General features: G+C 62.0%; 15 protein-coding genes. 6 read left to right on the forward strand and 9 right to left on the reverse strand.

Annotated features, from left to right (window positions below; translation table 11 throughout):
- Window positions 1-85: 85 nt before the first annotated feature.
- From ACTD9P_RS16685 to fdhD, 3 genes are all read right to left on the reverse strand, one after another.
- Window positions 86-565, reverse strand: coding sequence for a glycine zipper domain-containing protein (locus tag ACTD9P_RS16685; protein WP_138817298.1), 480 nt, complete (start codon window positions 563-565; stop codon window positions 86-88).
- 325 nt (window positions 566-890) lie between these two features.
- Complete coding sequence (locus ACTD9P_RS16690; protein WP_219269099.1) at window positions 891-3,239, reverse strand: FdhF/YdeP family oxidoreductase; 2,349 nt, start codon at window positions 3,237-3,239, stop codon at window positions 891-893.
- Complete coding sequence (gene fdhD, locus ACTD9P_RS16695) at window positions 3,236-4,075, reverse strand: formate dehydrogenase accessory sulfurtransferase FdhD (RefSeq protein ID WP_438868555.1); 840 nt, start codon at window positions 4,073-4,075, stop codon at window positions 3,236-3,238. Before fdhD ends, ACTD9P_RS16690 begins: the two co-directional genes overlap by 4 nt.
- A 234-nt stretch (window positions 4,076-4,309) precedes the next feature.
- Here fdhD and lysM point away from each other — a divergent pair, with 234 nt between their 5' ends.
- Window positions 4,310-4,753, forward strand: coding sequence for a peptidoglycan-binding protein LysM (gene lysM, locus ACTD9P_RS16700; RefSeq protein ID WP_438868556.1), 444 nt, complete (start codon window positions 4,310-4,312; stop codon window positions 4,751-4,753).
- Between the two features lie 32 nt (window positions 4,754-4,785).
- Here lysM and yrfG read toward each other — a convergent pair whose 3' ends face one another.
- Window positions 4,786-5,448 carry a GMP/IMP nucleotidase gene (gene yrfG / locus ACTD9P_RS16705; RefSeq protein ID WP_438868557.1) on the reverse strand — a complete coding sequence of 221 codons (663 nt, stop codon included), beginning with the start codon at window positions 5,446-5,448 and terminating at the stop codon, window positions 4,786-4,788.
- A gap of 87 nt (window positions 5,449-5,535) precedes the next feature.
- Here yrfG and nudE point away from each other — a divergent pair, with 87 nt between their 5' ends.
- Both nudE and cysQ read left to right on the forward strand, forming a co-directional pair.
- Window positions 5,536-6,102: an ADP compounds hydrolase NudE gene (nudE, locus tag ACTD9P_RS16710; RefSeq protein ID WP_017135384.1), complete on the forward strand. Its 567-nt coding sequence runs from the start codon at window positions 5,536-5,538 to the stop codon at window positions 6,100-6,102.
- A complete protein-coding gene (gene cysQ / locus ACTD9P_RS16715) occupies window positions 6,099-6,935 on the forward strand; it encodes a 3'(2'),5'-bisphosphate nucleotidase CysQ (RefSeq protein WP_438868558.1) in 837 nt (278 codons plus the stop codon). The genes nudE and cysQ overlap by 4 nt, the downstream gene beginning before the upstream one ends.
- A gap of 128 nt (window positions 6,936-7,063) precedes the next feature.
- Here cysQ and ACTD9P_RS16720 read toward each other — a convergent pair whose 3' ends face one another.
- From ACTD9P_RS16720 to rfbB, 5 genes are all read right to left on the reverse strand, one after another.
- Window positions 7,064-7,519 carry a thioesterase domain-containing protein gene (locus tag ACTD9P_RS16720; RefSeq protein WP_200431122.1) on the reverse strand — a complete coding sequence of 152 codons (456 nt, stop codon included), beginning with the start codon at window positions 7,517-7,519 and terminating at the stop codon, window positions 7,064-7,066.
- 17 nt (window positions 7,520-7,536) lie between these two features.
- Complete coding sequence (locus tag ACTD9P_RS16725; RefSeq protein WP_065930830.1) at window positions 7,537-8,922, reverse strand: sigma-54-dependent transcriptional regulator; 1,386 nt, start codon at window positions 8,920-8,922, stop codon at window positions 7,537-7,539.
- Window positions 8,919-10,727: a sensor histidine kinase gene (locus ACTD9P_RS16730; RefSeq protein ID WP_438868559.1), complete on the reverse strand. Its 1,809-nt coding sequence runs from the start codon at window positions 10,725-10,727 to the stop codon at window positions 8,919-8,921. Before ACTD9P_RS16730 ends, ACTD9P_RS16725 begins: the two co-directional genes overlap by 4 nt.
- 65 nt (window positions 10,728-10,792) lie before the next feature.
- Window positions 10,793-11,338 carry a dTDP-4-dehydrorhamnose 3,5-epimerase gene (rfbC, locus tag ACTD9P_RS16735; RefSeq protein WP_438868560.1) on the reverse strand — a complete coding sequence of 182 codons (546 nt, stop codon included), beginning with the start codon at window positions 11,336-11,338 and terminating at the stop codon, window positions 10,793-10,795.
- A gap of 41 nt (window positions 11,339-11,379) precedes the next feature.
- Window positions 11,380-12,462, reverse strand: a complete 1,083-nt coding sequence (gene rfbB, locus ACTD9P_RS16740) for a dTDP-glucose 4,6-dehydratase (protein WP_438868561.1) — start codon at window positions 12,460-12,462, stop codon at window positions 11,380-11,382.
- 151 nt (window positions 12,463-12,613) lie between these two features.
- On the opposite strand from rfbB, the gene ACTD9P_RS16745 reads away from it, so the two are divergent.
- The 3 genes from ACTD9P_RS16745 (at window position 12,614) to ACTD9P_RS16755 (ending at window position 17,204) form a co-directional block, all read left to right on the forward strand.
- Window positions 12,614-15,523: an aminotransferase gene (locus tag ACTD9P_RS16745; RefSeq protein WP_438868563.1), complete on the forward strand. Its 2,910-nt coding sequence runs from the start codon at window positions 12,614-12,616 to the stop codon at window positions 15,521-15,523.
- Between the two features lie 121 nt (window positions 15,524-15,644).
- On the forward strand, window positions 15,645-16,751 hold the full coding sequence (gene aguA, locus ACTD9P_RS16750) for an agmatine deiminase (RefSeq protein WP_138817288.1): 1,107 nt from the start codon (window positions 15,645-15,647) through the stop codon (window positions 16,749-16,751).
- 234 nt (window positions 16,752-16,985) lie between these two features.
- Window positions 16,986-17,204 (forward strand): hypothetical protein, encoded by a 219-nt coding sequence (locus tag ACTD9P_RS16755; RefSeq protein ID WP_138817287.1) that lies wholly within the window; start codon window positions 16,986-16,988, stop codon window positions 17,202-17,204.
- The last annotated feature ends 69 nt before the right edge of the window (window positions 17,205-17,273 follow it).

The raw sequence follows: 17,273 nt of genomic DNA on the forward strand, positions 1-17,273 counted from the left end.
GTGTCAGCCAGCAAATTAGTTGACTGACACTCCGCTTTCGCGAGCAAGCCCGCTCCCACACTGGTTATTCAGTGTTCTTTAGGCCTTACCGATGACGGTAGTGGTGCTTGTTCTTGCGATGCCCATAGGCATGCCCGCGTCCACGGTGGTCATCACGGTCATAGCGGCGGTTATCACGCCCGCGGTAACGGCGGTCGTCGTCATCGCTCTTGTTGCCCATGTAGTTGCCCAGCGCGCCGCCCGCGCCACCGCCGGCTGCTGAACCGACCAGTGCGCCGGTGCTGCCGCCAACACTGCGGCCCACGACGTTGCCGCCGGCTGCGCCCAGTGCGCCACCGATGGCGGCTTCGCCACGGCTGCGTTTATCGGCACCCACCGCACTACCGCCTGCGCCACCCAGGGCTGCGCCGATGGTCGAACCGGTGTTGCCGCCCAACTGCTGGCCGACAACCGAACCTAGAACCCCGCCCAATGCGCCGCCCACACCGGCTTCGGTGGTGCCACCGGCCATGGCTGCGCCACTGACCAGGCCAAGGGACAACAAGAGAATCGAGGAGAACTTCATAGAGAGACCTCAAGAGGATGACGGCGCGATCCTGAGGTTGTATCGAGGCGCTGACAATCGAAAACCGACCGGCGGTACAGGTTGTATACAATTTGCTAAGTTGCTGTTTTGTATGGGGAACTTAAGTTGTTTTTGCGAGTCTTTAGCTACTTCGGAAGGGCCGCTTTTATGCAAAAGCGGCCTTTTTTTGCGTCTGAAAAATAGAGGGCGACTGTGCCGGCCTCTTCGCGAGCAAGCCCGCTCCCACATTTGGAATGCATTTCAAGTGTGGGAGCGGGCTTGCTCGCGAAAGCGGCAGCTCAAGCAAAGAAGAGCCCGGATCAAGTCAGGCTGAGCGGGCCATGATCAAGCCACTGTCGCTCGCCGCTTCCAGGCAAATCGCCACGAACTTCGACGTCGGCGTATGGCTGCCATCCCCGGTGCTTTCCAGCGGCACCAGCGGGTTCACTTCCGGGTAATACGCCGCCGCCTGGCCCGCCGGAATATCAAACGCCAGCAAGGTAAAGCCCTTCACGCGGCGCTCGCGGCCATCCTCCCACAGCGACACGATGTCGGCCTTCTGCCCCGGCTTGAAGCCCAGGCGGATGATGTCGGCTTCGTTGACGAACAGCACGTCACGCTGACCTTTGACCCCACGGTAGCGGTCGTCCAGGCCATAAATCGTGGTGTTGTACTGATCGTGGGAGCGCATCGACTGCATGATCAGGTCCGGCACCCGGCCTGTGGCGTGGGTGCGTTCGTGGATCAGGTCTTTGGGCAGCACATTTGGGCGGAAATTGGCGCGGCCCGACGGCGTGTTCCAGCGGCGTGCGCCGGCGGAGTTGCCCAGGTAGAAACCGCCTGGGTGCTTGATGCGTTCGTTGAAGTCCTTGAAGCCTGGGATGGTGTCGGCGATCAGGTCGCGGATGCGCCCGTAATCGGCCACCAGCCAGTTCCAGTCCACCGGCTTGCTGCCCAACGTGGCGGCGGCAATCCCGGCCAGAATCGCCGGCTCGGACTTCATCAGCTTCGACAGTGGCTGCAGTTGGCCATTGGAGCCGTGCACCATGCTGAACGAGTCTTCCACTGTGACGGCTTGCGGGCCGTCGGCCTGGATATCGATGTCGGTACGGCCCAGGCACGGCAGGATCAGCGCATCTTTGCCGTGCATAAGGTGGCTGCGGTTGAGTTTGGTGCTGATCTGCACGGTCAGGTCGCAGCTGCGCAGGGCTTCAAAGGTGCGCGGGCTGTCTGGCGTGGCTTGGGCGAAGTTGCCGCCCAGGCCGATAAACACCTTGGAGCGGCCCTCGAGCATGGCATGGATCGCCTCGACCACGTTGTGGCCGTTGGTGCGCGGCACCTGGAACTGGAAGCGACGCTCCAGCGAATCCAAAAACGCCACCGGCGGGCGTTCGTTGATGCCCATGGTGCGGTCGCCCTGCACGTTGCTGTGACCGCGCACCGGGCACAGGCCGGCGCCTGGGCGGCCGATGTTGCCGCGCAGCAGCATCAGGTTGGCGATTTCCTGGATGGTCGGCACCGAATGGCGATGCTGAGTGATGCCCATCGCCCAGCACATGATCACGTTTTTGCCTTTGGCGTACATGCGCGCCGCTTGTTCGATCTCGACCAGGCTGAGGCCGGACTGCGCGACGATTTCATCCCACGAGGTGTCGTCGATCTGGCCCAGGTACTCCAGCACATTGACGCTGTGTTCATTGAGGAAGTCGTGATCGAACACCGCCTCTTTGCCTTCGGCCTGGGCCTGGCGCTCCCACAGCAGCAGGAACTTGGCCATGCCGCGCAGTATCGCCATGTCGCCACCCAGCGCCGGGCGGAAGTACGCGGTGTTGGTCGGCTTGTCGCCGTTGGTGAGCATTTCCAGCGGGTGTTGCGGGTGCTGGAAGCGTTCCAGACCACGCTCTTTGAGCGGGTTGATACACACCACCTGCGCGCCACGTTTTACCGCTTCGCGCAGCGGTTCGAGCATGCGCGGGTGGTTAGTGCCGGGGTTCTGGCCCCAGACGAAAATCGCATCGGCATGTTCGAAGTCATCAAAGGTCACGGTGCCTTTGCCGACGCCGACGCTTTGCGCCAGGGCGACGCCGCTGGCTTCGTGGCACATGTTCGAGCAGTCGGGGAAATTGTTGGTGCCGTAGGCGCGCACAAACAGCTGGTACAGGTAAGCCGCTTCGTTGCTGGCCCGGCCCGAGGTGTAGAACTCGGCCATGTCCGGGCTTGGCAGGGCATTGAGGTGCTTGCCGATCAAGTCAAAGGCGGCTTCCCAGCTGATGGCTTTATAGCGATCGGTCTCGGCGTCATAGCGCATCGGCTCGGTCAGGCGGCCTTGGTATTCCAGCCAGTAGTCACTCTGCTCCAGCAGCGCGGTCACGCTGTGCTTGGCGAAGAAGGCGGCGTCCACGCGGCGTTTGGTGGCTTCCCAGTTGACCGCTTTGGCGCCGTTCTCGCAGAACTTGACCATGCCGCTTTCCGGCGAATCGCCCCAGGCGCAGCCAGGGCAGTCGAAACCGCCGTTCTGGTTGGTCTTGAGCATCATGCGCAGGTTTTTCATGGCGTTGTCGCTGGTCAGCCAGGCCTGCGCCACGCTGATCAGTGCGCCCCAGCCGCCGGCCGGGCCTTTGTAAGGCTTGTAGCGCGGGGTCGGGGTTTGGTCGGCTTGGTGATGCATGCTCATGGCTGGTTCTCCATCGCGGGGCTGTAAACCCGCGGCGCACTTTTCTGCGGCAGGTGGATGAGATTGAGGTTGTGCCGGCGTGCCCATTGCAGGGCCAGGCCGGTGGGCGACGACAGGCTGACCAGGGTCTGGATGCCTGCGCGCAACACTTTTTGAATCAATTCGAGGCTGCAGCGGCTGGTGACAATGGCCAGGCCGCCGTCGGTCGGAATTTTTTGGCGGATCAGCGCGCCGATCAATTTATCCAGGGCGTTATGCCGGCCGATGTCTTCGCGGCCCATCAGCAACTCGCCCTGGTCATTCATAAACACCGCCGCATGCACCGCGCCGCTGTATTGGCCCAAGGGTTGAAACGCGCTGATACGTTGGCGCAGGCCGTCGAGCCATTCGGCTGGCGGCAAGGGCGCACCGGGCAGCACTTGCAGGTCCGGCAGGGCTTGTTCTACGGCTTCTACACCGCACAGGCCGCAGCCGCTGGTGCCGGCCAACTGGCGGCGCTGTTGCTTGAGGTTCCAGAAGGCGCGGCTGGAGATCTGCACTTGAGCGTACTGGGCAGAGCCTGTGCCAGTGAGTTTCAGATCATAAATGTCGCTAACGTCGGTGATAATGCCGCTGCCGATGCTGAAACCGACGATAAAGTCTTCCAGGTCGGTGGGCGTCACCAGCATCACCGCCTGGCTGATGTCGTTATAGGCAATCGCCAACGCCACTTCTTCGGCCAATGCAGTGCTGGCGATTTCAGTGTGTTCGAGATTGCAAAACTGGTAGCTCTGGCTGGCGGCTGGCGCGGGCGTTTCGAGGGCAGGCGCCGCGCAGACTGGGCGCTTGGCGTTCATGGGGCAGTACCACCGAGGGAATGATCAATCTTTAGACTAGGCGCGACAAAGGGTCGCGTCTAATCGGCTGTACTGATCTATTGATAGATGGCGTCGATCACGGCGTCTGTAGTGGCCTTATTCCAGGCAGCGCAGAGGCTAGCGTGTTTGGGTCTTTGGCCGGCCTGGAACCCAAGTCTGCAGGACTGGTCTAGTCTTGGGCATCTGGAACTTAAATCCCAAGGAGAGCGCACCATGAGTATTCTTAGCTTTGTTAAGGAAGCAGGCGAGAAGTTGATTGATCTGTTGACGCCGGGTAATGCCAACGCGAGTGAGCAGTTAAAAGATCACGTGGCCAAGGTCGGGTTGGGTAATCCCAAAGTGCAAACCACCGTCGACGGTGACAAGGTGACCGTGACAGGTGAAGTCGCCAGCCAGGAAGAGAAAGAAAAAATACTGCTGGCGCTGGGCAATGTTGCCGGCGTTGCCAGTGTTGATGACCAGATTACCGTTTCCGGTCCTGTCGTCGCTGCAGCCACCTTTGTCGTGGTGAAGAAGGGCGACACCTTGAGCGCCATTTCCAAAACCGTTTATGGCGATGCCAATCTGTACAACAAGATTTTCGAGGCGAACAAGCCGCTGTTGTCCCATCCGGACAAAATCTACCCAGGCCAGACCCTGCGTATTCCAGCCAAGTAAGCGCGGGACCTGTGGAGCGAGCGTGCTCGCTCCTACAGCCCAACAATCAATTCCCGGTAATCCCCAACTGCCGCAAACTCCCCTGTGTCCTTTGGCCCCTTCTTGCTGTCCGGCTCTTTGACCGCCAGCAAATGCCCCACGCCAAACTCGCGCGCACTGCGCAGGATCGGCAAGGTGTCATCAATAAACAGGCTGCGGGCCGGGTCGAACTGGATGTCGGCTTGCAAGGCATCCCAGAATTGCTGGTTTTCCTTGGCGAAACCGTAGTCGTGGGAACTGATCAACCGCTCGAAATACGGCGCCAGTTCAATGCGTTCCAACTTCAATGACAGCGAATCACGATGGGCGTTGGTGATCAAAATCACACGCTTGCCGGCCTGTTTGATCGCCGCCAGAAAGGTGTCCGCGTCCGGGCGCAGGGCGATCAGGTGCGCGGTTTCCAGTTTGAGTTCGCGCACCGGAATATTCAGCTCGGCACTCCAGAAATCCAGGCAATACCATTGCAACTGTCCGGCGTTACGCTCGAACAGCGGCTGCAACTCCATGTCGGCCATGGCCCGGCTCACGCCGTGCAGCTCGGCATAGCGCTGGGGCAGGTGCTCCATCCAGAAGTGGTTGTCGAAGTGCAGGTCGAGCAAGGTGCCGTCCATGTCCAGCAGGACGGTGTCGATGGCGTGCCAGGGCAAAGAGGGCATGGGGCGTTCTCATGTAAGTAAAGATATCCGACACAGACAATCGGAAAAGCCACGGTATAGTAACCCGATCACGCCAAGGAGCCGCTTATGCGCCAGAAACCCACCGTCCTCGCCCGCGAAATAGTCGCCAGTAGCCGTTTGTTCCGCGTGGAGGAAGTGCAATTGCGCTTTTCCAATGGCGTTGAACGGACCTACGAGCGCCTGGTAGGCCGCGGTGCCGGTTACGGCGCGGTGATGATTGTGGCGATGATCGATGCCGACCACGCGTTGCTGGTGGAAGAGTACTGTGGCGGCACCGACGAATATGAATTGTCGTTGCCCAAGGGCTTGATCGAACCTGGCGAGGACGTACTGGCGGCGGCCAACCGCGAACTCAAGGAGGAGGCCGGTTATGGTGCGCGTCAGTTGGAGCACATTACCGAGCTGTCCTTGTCGCCTGGTTATATGAGCCAGAAAATTCAGGTGGTACTGGCCACCGAGCTGTATGAAGAACGCCTGGAAGGCGATGAACCTGAACCGATGCGCGTTGAGCGCGTCAACCTGCGCGAGCTGTCGATGCTGGCGCAAAACGAGCAGTTCAGTGAAGGCCGTGCATTGGCGGCCCTGTATTTGGTACGAGACCTGTTGACCCAGCGTGGAGCTTTTGTCGCATGAGCGAACTGTTTTTAGGCCATCCGTTTATTGCCCCTGTGATCGAGCTGGCGCGCCAGGCGGGTGAAGTCATCCTGCCGTATTGGCGTGCGGACGTGGCGGTCACCTCCAAGGCGGATGATTCGCCGGTGACGGCGGCCGACCTGGCGGCTCACCACCTGATTCTGGCGGGCCTTACCGCCCTGGACCCGAGCATTCCGGTGTTGTCCGAAGAAGACGCCGATATCGACCAGACCGTGCGTGCCGGCTGGCAGCGCTGGTGGTTGGTGGACCCGCTGGATGGCACCAAGGAATTTATTTCCGGCAGCGAAGAGTTTACCGTCAACATTGCGTTGATCGAACAAGGCCGCGTGGTGTTTGGCGTGGTATCGATGCCCACCAGTGGGCGCTGCTACTTCGGTGGCGCAGGCCTGGGCGCGTGGCGCTCGGACGTGAGCGAGGCGCCCAAGCAGATCCAGGTACGCCAGACCCCGGCGGCCGGTGAGGCCTTTACCGTGGTCGCCAGCCGCCGCCATAGCAGTCCGGAGCAAGAGCGCCTGCTCAGCGGCTTGAGCGAAGGCTTGGGTGAGCTGAAGCTGGCTAATATCGGCAGCTCGCTGAAATTCTGCCTGCTGGCCGAAGGCAGTGCCGATTGCTACCCGCGCCTGGCGCCGACGTCGCAGTGGGACACGGCCGCAGCCCAGGGCGTGCTGGAAGGGGCGGGTGGTGAAGTGTTGGAGTTGAATGGTGCGCCGTTCAGCTATCCGGCGCGGGCTTCGTTGCTCAATCCGTTCTTTCTGGCGTTGCCGGCCAAGGCCGCATGGCGCGAAAGGTTACTGACTTTGGCCAGATCTTAAAGCCACAGCAAATCAAAATGTGGGAGCGGGCTTGCTCGCGAATACGGTGTATCAGACACATATACAGTGACTGGCACTCCGCTTTCGCGAGCAAGCCCGCTCCCACATTTGGTTTTGTGTTGTGGCAGTTAGCGGTGCAGGACGTATTGGCCAGTAAAGTTGACTGCTCGTTCTTCACTGCCCTCATTCACAATCCACGTCTCTAACGCCAACCGCGCTCGGCCATAGCGCTGGTACGTCGCCACAAAGCGCTTCCACACCTTGTCTTCCGGCGCCGCGCAAATGGCAATCGCATCCTGGGTCACTGGCAGCGGATAACTGATCTGCCCTTCCTGAATCACGATATGCCCGTCTTCAATGCCGTCTTCGCGCAGCTTCAGGTGCAGCCAGCCCCAACCCGCCAACACGGCGCCGCAATAGAGGCTGCCGCCAAACATGGTGCTCTTGTGGTTGATATTGGCCTGCAGAGGCAGGTGCAACTGCAGTTGGCTGTGTTGCCAGTCGAGCACCTTCAGGCCCATTTCCCGGGTGAGGGGAATGTCGTGGTGAAGGATCGATTCCAGGTAGCGGCTGTCGCGGTTCATGGCGGTCTCTTGGCGGGTCATTCGTCGTCGGCGCTGTGGCTGGCGCTGTCGGCGAAGTTCAGGCCGTGCTTGCGCAGTTTGTCGTGCAGGGTTTTGCGCGGGATGCCCAAGGCTTCGGCGAGGCTGCGCACCGAGCTGTGGGGGCGGGTCAGTTCGGCGGCGATCAGGCTTTTTTCGAACTGCTCGACCTGATCGCTCAAACCGCCAGAGGTTGACGTCAGCACGCCCGCAGCGGGGTTGTCCGCCGTGGCATCGAGTGCCAGTTCCAGCCCAAGGGCAAAGCGCTCGGCTGCATTTTGCAGTTCACGCACATTGCCCGGCCAGCTGTGGCGCAACAGCAGCGCGCGTTGGCCCGGTTGCAGCTCGTGCAACGGCAGGCCATGGCGGCTGCTGGCCTCGTCGGCAAAATGCTGGAACAACATCAGTGCGTCTTCACCGCGCTCGCGCAGTGGCGGAATGCGCAGCGGTGCAACGTTGAGACGGTAATACAAGTCGGCCCTGAAGCGTCCCTGGTCGGCGGCCTGGCGCAGGTCTTCCTTGGTGGCGGCGATGATGCGGATATCCAGCGGGATCAGCTGATTACCCCCCAAACGCTCGACCACACGCTCCTGCAACAGGCGCAGCAGCTTGACCTGCACGTCCAGGCTCATGCTTTCGATTTCATCCAGAAACAACGTGCCGCCATTGGCGAATTCGAACTTGCCGATACGGCGCTTCTGCGCGCCGGTAAAGGCGCCGGGCTCGTGGCCGAACAGCTCGCTCTCCACCACCGATTCCGCCAGGGCGCCGGCGTTGATTGCCACAAACGGCCCGCTGCGGCGGCTCGACAGGTCGTGCAGGGCGCGGGCCACGACTTCTTTGCCGGCGCCGGTTTCACCGAGGATCAGCACGTCGGCACGGGTCGCCGCCAGGGCGCCGATCTGTTCACGCAGGCGCAACATCTGCGGCGAATGCCCGACCAGCCGTGTGCTCAATTGCTGGCGATCACTGAGGGCCAGGCGCAGGCTGCGGTTGTCCAGCACCAGGCGGCGCAGGGCCAGTGCGCGGCGCACGCTGTCGAGCAGCGCATCACTGGCGAAAGGTTTTTCGAGAAAGTCATAGGCCCCGGCGCGCATGGCCTGCACCGCCAGCGGCACATCGCCGTGGCCGGTTATCAGCAACACCGGTAGGTCCGGGTCCTGGCCGTGCAGTTCGGCCAGCAGCTCCAGGCCGTCCATGCCGGGCATGCGGATATCGCTGACCACCACGCCCGGCCAATCGCGGGACAGACGCGCCGTGAGGCCCGTGGCTTCGCCCAGGGTCAGGACTTTAAGCCCGGCCAGGTCCAGGGTCTGGCACAGGGCCTGACGCAAGTGTGGATCGTCGTCGATCAACACCACCTGGATCTGGTTATCGATACTCATACACTGCGGTCCTCGGACGGTTGCAGACTCACGCCCGGCGAGCCGGCACGCAATTTCAGGGTTAACAGCGCGCCGCCTTCCTTGTGGTTGGCGAACAACAGTTCGCCGCCAAAGGCACGCATCAAGGTGTCACAGATCGCCAGGCCCAGCCCCAAGCCCTGGGTGCGGGTCTTGGTGGTGTAGAACGGCTCGCTGGCGCGGCCCAGGGCTTCCATGCAAAAACCTGGGCCGTTGTCGCGAATGTACAGGTTGACGCCCTGTTCGGTGGTTTGGGCACTCAACCACAGTTTGCGCGGCGGGCCTTTTTCGGTGAGGGCGTCGAGGGCGTTGGCCAGCAAGTTGCCGAGCACCTGGCGCAGGCGGGTTTCGCCGGCTTGCACCCACAAAGTCGCCTCGGGCAAATCGCGGATCAACTCCACTTCCATCGAGCGCCGCCGCTTGGCCAGCAACGCCAGGGCATCGTCGAGTGCCGGTTGCAGGGCCACGCTTTCCGGGGCGTGGCGGTCGCGGCGAGCAAAGGCGCGCAGGTGCGCGATGATCGAGGCCATGCGTCCGGTCAGTTCGCTGATCAGCTTGAGGTTGCCACGGGCGTCGTTGGTGCGCTCGTGGTCGAGCAGGATCTCGGCGTTTTCCGCGTAGCTGCGGATCGCCGCCAGCGGCTGGTTGAGTTCGTGGCTGATACTCGCCGACATGGTGCCCAGCGCCGACAGCTTACCGGCCTGTACCAGGTCATCCTGGGCGCGCACCAGTTCCTGCTGGGCGTGTTCACGCTCCAGCACTTCCTGTTTGAGGCGGCGGTTGAGGCCTTCGAGGTCGCTGGTGCGCTCGATCACACGCGCTTCCAGCTCGCGGCGGGCCTTGGCTTCGAAGGCGATGCGCTCCAGGTAATGGCGACGGCGCTGCATCATCAGACCCAGCAGCAACATCAGCACCAACAGCGTCGCACCACCAACGGCCACCACGGTGCGTACCGGGCGATTGATCAGCGAGCGCGGCGCGAGGATTTCTACGGTCCAGCCGGTCTCGGCGATGGCCGTGGATTGGCGCAGCCACGCCGTGGTGCTCAGCGCCAGCGGTTGCGGGTCGCGGGTCGGGTAGGGCTGGATGGCGATGATTGCCTGGCGTTCTTCTGCCGTGAGCGGTCGGGTCGCACGGAAGCGCCATTGCGGGCGTGAGGTGAGGATGACCACGCCGTTGTGGTCGGTCACCAGCAGTTGCTCGGGAGTTTTACCCCACAGGCTTTCGGTGTGGTCCAGGTCGACCTTGACCACCAGCACGCCGATTATTTTTGCGCCGTCACGCACGGCGGCGGCGAAGAAGTAGCCGCGTTTGGCCGAGGTGGTGCCCAGGCCGAAAAACCGCCCAAGGCGCCCGGCCATGGCTTCGCTGAAATAGGGCCGGAACGAGAAATTGCGGTCGACAAAACTGTCCTGCTTGTCCCAATTGGAGGCGGCGAGGGTCTTGCCGGTGGTGTCCATCAGGTACATCACTTCCACCCCGGCCTGGGCGGCGACGTCCTTGAGCAGCAGGTTGGCGTTGGTCAGGTTGGCGCTGACGTGGGGCGCGTCCAGCGCGGTGCGCAGGGCCGGCAAGTCACCGAGGATCTGCGGCAGCACTTCATAGCGGTGCAGGGTGCCGAGCAGGTTGGCGACGTACAGGTCGAGGGTTTGACGGTTCTGCCCGGCCAGTTCGCTGCGGTAATAGCGCTCGGCCAGATGCTCCAGCGGCCACAGCAGCGGTGCCAGGCACAACGCCAGTAAGGCGAGGCTGCGCCAACGAGGTCTACGCGGGAGGGGTGGAGTCATGGGAGTCATGCGCCTGTGGGGACAGGCGCATTATGCCTAGGGCCGGCGTGCAAGGCACTCGCCGGTCATGCAAACAGATCGGCGTCTGCCAAGGCCTTGCCGTTCTGATCCTTGGCGGACAGGGTTGGCGTGCCTTCAAACTGCCAGTCAATCTTGAGTGCCGGGTCGTCCCAGCGAATACAACGCTCAGCCGAAGGCGTGTAGTAGTCAGTGGTCTTGTAGAGGAACTCGGCATGGTCGCTGAGCACCACAAAACCATGGGCGAACCCCTCTGGAACCCACAGCTGGCGGTTGTTTTCGGCGGACAGGCGTACGCTGGTCCACTGGCCGAAAGTGGGCGAGCTGCGGCGGATATCCACCGCCACGTCCAAGACCTCACCGGCGGTTACCCGCACGAGTTTGCCCTGGGTGTTTTCTATCTGGTAGTGCAAGCCCCGCAGCACGCCCTTTTGCGAACGGGAGTGGTTGTCCTGCACAAACTCCAGTTGCAGGCCGGTGGCTTGGGCAAACGCCTTGGCGTTGAAACTCTCATAGAAAAAGCCACGTTCATCGCCAAATACCTTCGGCTCGAGGATCAATACTTCGGGCAGCTTGGTCGCGATTACATTCATTGGTTTCCCTCGCCGGGTGAACGGGTCGTGTGATCAGAACTTTATGCGATCAGGTCTTTTGGGTCGGTATTGCCCAGGCGCTCGCCTTGATAGCTGCCGTCCTGGACCCTGCGGCACCAGTCCAGGTTATCGAGGTACCACTGCACGGTTTTGCGCAGGCCGGTTTCAAAGGTTTCTTCCGGGACCCAGCCCAGCTCGTGTTCGATCTTGCTCGCGTCGATCGCGTAGCGCTGGTCGTGGCCCGGGCGGTCTTTGACGAAGGTGATCAGGTCGGTGAACTTCTCCACACCGGCCGGGCGCTGTGGCGCCAGTTCTTCGAGCAGGCCGCAGATGCCGCGCACCACATCGATGTTCTTCTGCTCGTTGTGACCGCCGATGTTGTAGGTCTCGCCCACCACACCTTCGGTGACCACTTTGAACAAGGCGCGGGCGTGGTCTTCGACGAACAGCCAGTCGCGGACCTGCAGGCCGTCACCGTAGACCGGCAGCGGCTTGCCGGCGAGGGCGTTGAGGATCACCAGCGGGATCAACTTCTCAGGGAAGTGGAACGGCCCGTAATTGTTCGAGCAGTTGGTCAGCAGCACCGGCAGGCCATAGGTGCGCTGCCAGGCGCGCACCAGATGGTCGGAGGCGGCTTTACTGGCCGAATACGGCGAGCTGGGTGCATAAGGCGTGGTTTCGGTGAACAAGTCGTCCACACCGTGGAGGTCGCCGTACACTTCGTCGGTGGAAATATGGTGGAAACGGAACGCGCTCTTGGCCGGTTCCTCCAGGCTCTGCCAATAGGCACGTGTGGCTTCCAGCAGGCTGTAGGTGCCGACGATGTTGGTCTGGATAAAGTCCGACGGGCCGTCAATGGAGCGGTCGACGTGCGACTCGGCGGCCAGGTGCATGATGGCCTGTGGCTCAAAGCGCGCGAGCACGGCGCTGACGGTGGCCTGGTCGATGATGTCGGCCTGCACGAACTCATAGCGGCTGTTGGCGGCGATGCTGGTGAGTGACTCCAGGTTGCCGGCGTAGGTGAGTTTGTCCAGGTTGAGCACTTCGTGCTCGGTGTGTTGAATCAGGTGACGAACCAGGGCAGAACCGATGAAGCCGGCACCGCCGGTGATGAGAATGCGCATTCAGAGAGCCTTTTTTCCAAGACAGACATTAAGCCAGAGCATAGCTTGAGTTGCGCAGCGGGGCGGCGCAAGCGTGCGGCGGTGTGAGGGGGTTGCCTTCTGCCCTCGGGTAATGGCGATATAGACGCTTAAAAAAACCGAGGTCGTCACAATGTTGCTCGCCACGTTGATCCATCGCGCCAATTTGCCTTGCCCACACGTAGACGCACAGCAGGCGGCACAGCTGCTCGAACACTATTACGGGCTTACCGGCACCTTGCACGCACTGGGCAGCCAGCAAGACCTCAACTACCGCGTCGACAGCGAGCGCGGCCGGTTTGTATTGAAAATTTGCCGGGGTGATTACGCCGCAGTCGAGTTGCAGGCACAGCACGCGGCCTTCAACGCGCTGCAGGCGCATGCGGATGTTCGCGTGCCCAAGGTCATCAAGGCGCTCAGCGGTGACGAGTTACTCACCGTGGCGCTGGGCTGGCAAACCCTGCATGTGCGCCTGCTCGATTACATCGAGGGCCAGCCTTCGACCCATCTGCCGCATCTGGGCCGCGCGGTGATCGCAGGCTTCGGCGACCTGTGTGGGCGGATGAGCCTGGCGCTGGCCCCGTTCACCCATCCAGGCCTGGAGCGCACCTTGCAATGGGACCCGCGCCACGCACAGGCGCTGATTACCCACCTGTTGGGCACATTGGAAAACCTGCCCCAGCGCACGGCGCTGGTGCAGGTGGCCGAACAGGTCGGCCGCCGCCTGCCGCCGCTGGCCGAGCACCTGCCATGGCAGGCCGTGCACATGGACATCACCGATGACAATGTGGTGTGGCAGCGTGATGCCCAGCGGCATTGGCAGGTTCAGGGCGTGATCGATTTCGGCGACCTGGTGCACACCTGGCGCATTGCCGACTTGTCGGTGACCTGCGCGGCGCTGCTGCACCATGCCGACGGTGATCCCTTCGCGATTTTGCCGGCGATCCAGGCGTGTCACGCGGTCACGCCGCTGGCGCGTGCAGAGTTGCAGGCATTGTGGCCGCTGATAGTCGCCCGCGCGGCAGTGCTGGTGCTCAGCAGCGAACAACAGCAACGCCTGGACCCGGACAATAGTTACTTAAAGAAAAACGCCGAGCACGAGTGGGAAATTTTCCATGTGGCGACCTCCGTGCCCTTCGAGTTGATGGAGGCCGCCATTTTGAGTTGCGTCGGTGAAGCGCTGACGCCGCTTGCCGATCAAGACTTCGCGCCGCTACTGCCAGGCCTGGTGGGTCGTGAGTTTGCGTTGATTGACCTGGGCGTCCTCAGCCCGCATTTTGAGGCGGGCAATTGGGAGGCGCCCGGCATCGACCGGCGGTTGCTGGATGAAGCCGCAGCGGTGCATGGCTTGGCAGCCAGCCGTTATGGGCAATATCGGCTGTCGCGAACCTGCGCCGACAGTGACGTGGAGCCGGAAACTTTTCCCCTTCACGTGGAATTGCACCTGCCCCATGGCACCGTGCTGGAAGCGCCTTTTGCTGGCACGTTGCGCCACGGCGACGACGGTGTGCTGTGCGTACACAGCGCCGCGTTGAACCTGCGTTTATGGGGTGTTACCACGGCCCTTAAGGCAGGCGCGGTGCTGGTGGCAGGGCAGGTCCTGGGTGAGGTGCACGCGCCGCTCACCGTGCAGTTATGCCGCGTCGACCTCGAGCCGCCGTTGTTCTGCACGCCGTCCCGGGCGCAGGCCTGGCAGGCCCTTTGCCCATCGCCGGCGACGCTGCTGGGGCTGGCCTGTGATGCGCAGCCGGAGTTGGACCCCGAAGACCTGTTGGCGCGGCGCGATGCCAGCTTCGCCCGCTCGCAGAAACACTATTACGTCGACCCGCCGCGCATCGAGCGCGGCTGGCGCAACCATCTGATCGACATGCAGGGCCGCTCCTACCTGGACATGCTCAACAACGTCGCCGTGCTTGGCCATGGCCACCCGCGCATGGCAGCGGTGGCGGCGCGGCAATGGTCATTGCTCAATACCAATTCGCGCTTTCACTACGCGGCCATTGCCGAGTTTTCCGAGCGCTTGCTGGCGCTGGCACCTCAAGGTATGGACCGGGTGTTTCTGGTCAACAGCGGCACCGAGGCCAACGACCTGGCCATCCGCCTGGCGTGGGCCTACAGCGGCGGGCGCGACATGCTCAGCGTGCTGGAGGCCTACCACGGTTGGTCGGTGGCGGCGGATGCGGTGTCCACCTCGATTGCAGATAACCCGCAAGCCCTGAGCAGCCGCCCGGACTGGGTGCACCCGGTGACCGCGCCCAATACCTATCGCGGCGAATTTCGTGGGCAGGACAGTGCGCCCGATTACGTGCGCAGCGTGGAGCACAACCTGGCAAAGATCGCCGCGAGTCAGCGCCAACTGGCAGGTTTTATCTGCGAGCCGGTGTATGGCAACGCCGGTGGCATTTCGCTGCCGCCGGGTTATTTGCAGCAGGTGTACGCCTTGGTGCGCGCCCAAGGCGGCGTGTGCATCGCCGATGAAGTGCAGGTGGGTTACGGGCGCATGGGCCACTTTTTCTGGGGCTTCGAAGAGCAGGGCGTGGTGCCGGACATCATCACCATGGCCAAGGGCATGGGCAATGGCCAGCCGTTGGGCGCGGTGATCACCCGCCGGGAAATCGCCGAGGCACTGGAGGCCGAAGGGTATTTCTTTTCGTCCTCAGGCGGCAGCCCGGTGAGTTGCCGCATCGGCATGGCCGTGCTGGATGTGATGGAGGAAGAAAAGCTGTGGGAAAACGCCCAGGTGGTGGGTGGGCACTTCAAGGCGCGCCTGGAGGCGTTGATCGAGCGTCACCCGTTGGTCGGCGCGGTGCACGGGTCCGGCTTCTACCTGGGGCTGGAGTTGGTGCGTGATCGGCACAGCCTGGAACCGGCCACTTCCGAGACGGCGCTGCTGTGTGATCGCCTGCGCGAGTTGGGGATTTTCATGCAGCCGACCGGCGACTACCTCAACATCCTCAAGATCAAGCCGCCGATGGTGACGTCTAAACGCAGCGTGGATTTCTTTGTCGACATGTTGTCGAAAGTGCTCGATGAGCAATTGTAGGTTGTCGATTGTTATCGGCTAAAGGTTGTCATATTTGTCGACTATGATCTTTTATCACTTTTAAAGCCGATTTTTATCCGTTATAAAGTCGGCCTTCACCCCATTCGGAGTCCTGAACGCCATGACCACCCTGCACAGCACACCTCGCGCCGATGGCTTCTACATGCCCGCCGAATGGGCGCCGCAAACCCAAACCTGGATGATCTGGCCCGAGCGCCCGGACAACTGGCGCCTGGGCGGCAAGCCGGCGCAGGCCGCGCATGTGGCGGTGGCCAAGGCCATTGCGCGCTTTGAACCGGTGACGGTCGCGGTGTCTGCCGGCCAATACGAGAACGCCCGTGCGCGCCTGGATGTGCCCAATATCCGCGTGGTGGAAATGTCCAACGACGACGCCTGGGTGCGCGACACCGGCCCGACCTTTGTGATCAATAACAGCGGCGAAGTGCGTGGTGTGAACTGGGATTTCAACGCCTGGGGCGGCTTTGACGGCGGCCTGTATGCGCCGTGGAACCGCGATTCGCAGGTGGGCGGCAAGATCCTCGAGATCGAGCGCGCACCGCGCTACCGCACCGAAGGCTTCGTGCTGGAAGGCGGTTCGATCCATGTCGACGGCGAAGGCACGGTGATCACCACCGAAGAGTGCCTGTTGAACCGCAACCGCAACCCGCATCTGGACCGCGCGGCGATCGAAGCGGTGCTGCGTGACCATTTGGCGGTGGATAAAGTCATCTGGTTGCCGGACGGCCTGTTCAACGATGAAACCGACGGCCATGTGGATAACTTCTGCTGCTACGTGCGCCCCGGCGAAGTGTTGCTGGCCTGGACCGATGACCCGCAAGACCCTAACTACGCGCGCTGCCACGCGGCCATGGCCGTGCTGCAAAGCAGCACAGATGCAAAAGGCCGCTCGTTCACAGTGCATAAAATGCCGATCCCAGGCCCGTTGTATGCCACCGAAGAAGAATGTGCCGGTGTCGATCCGGTCGACGGCTCGCAGGAACGTAATCCGACTGTGCGCTTGGCCGGTTCCTACGTGAACTTCCTGATCGTCAACGGCGGCATCATCGCGCCGAGCTTCGACGACCCGCTGGACAGCCAAGCCAAAGAGATCCTGCAGAACCTGTTCCCACAGCACGAAGTGGTGATGGTGCCGGGCCGCGAACTGTTACTGGGCGGCGGCAATATCCATTGCCTGACCCAACAACAGCCGGCCCCGCACAAAAATTGAGTGCGGTTGTAACAGCGTTTGAGTGAACGCTAAGCGCTACCTGTTTATAGCGCTTACAGCAAGCCCGCAGCCTGGCTGGGTTGCGGGCTTTTTTGTGTCCGAATGCCTATAAACACGGGACATTGGCATAGCTCTTGTATCGGTGTTGCCACAGTGTCCCAAGGTGATGACTGCACAGTTCTGTCACAAACCTTGAGTAAGTTAGCCGCTCACGCAGTAGGAGAGAGCGCTGAAATGAATGCCGATATCAACCTGATCTACACGCGCCCGTTCCACCCGACGCGGGTTAGCGGTGATGCGATCCATGCGCTGGCGCTGTGGTTGAAGGCAAACGGCTCGCGACAGGTGAGGCAGCAACAGCCTGACGTGCGCAGCGTGATGAGCGAACGCTACCCGGCGGGGTTGTTCAGTGAGGATGAGCTGCAAGCACTGTGCGAACTCCTGAAAACCTGAAGAACACCCAAATTTGATCGTTCCCACGCTCCGCGTGGGAACGCAGCCCGGCACGCTCTGCGTCCCGCT

Source organism: Pseudomonas onubensis, assembly GCF_965653655.1.
Taxonomy (GTDB): Bacteria; Pseudomonadota; Gammaproteobacteria; order Pseudomonadales; family Pseudomonadaceae; genus Aquipseudomonas.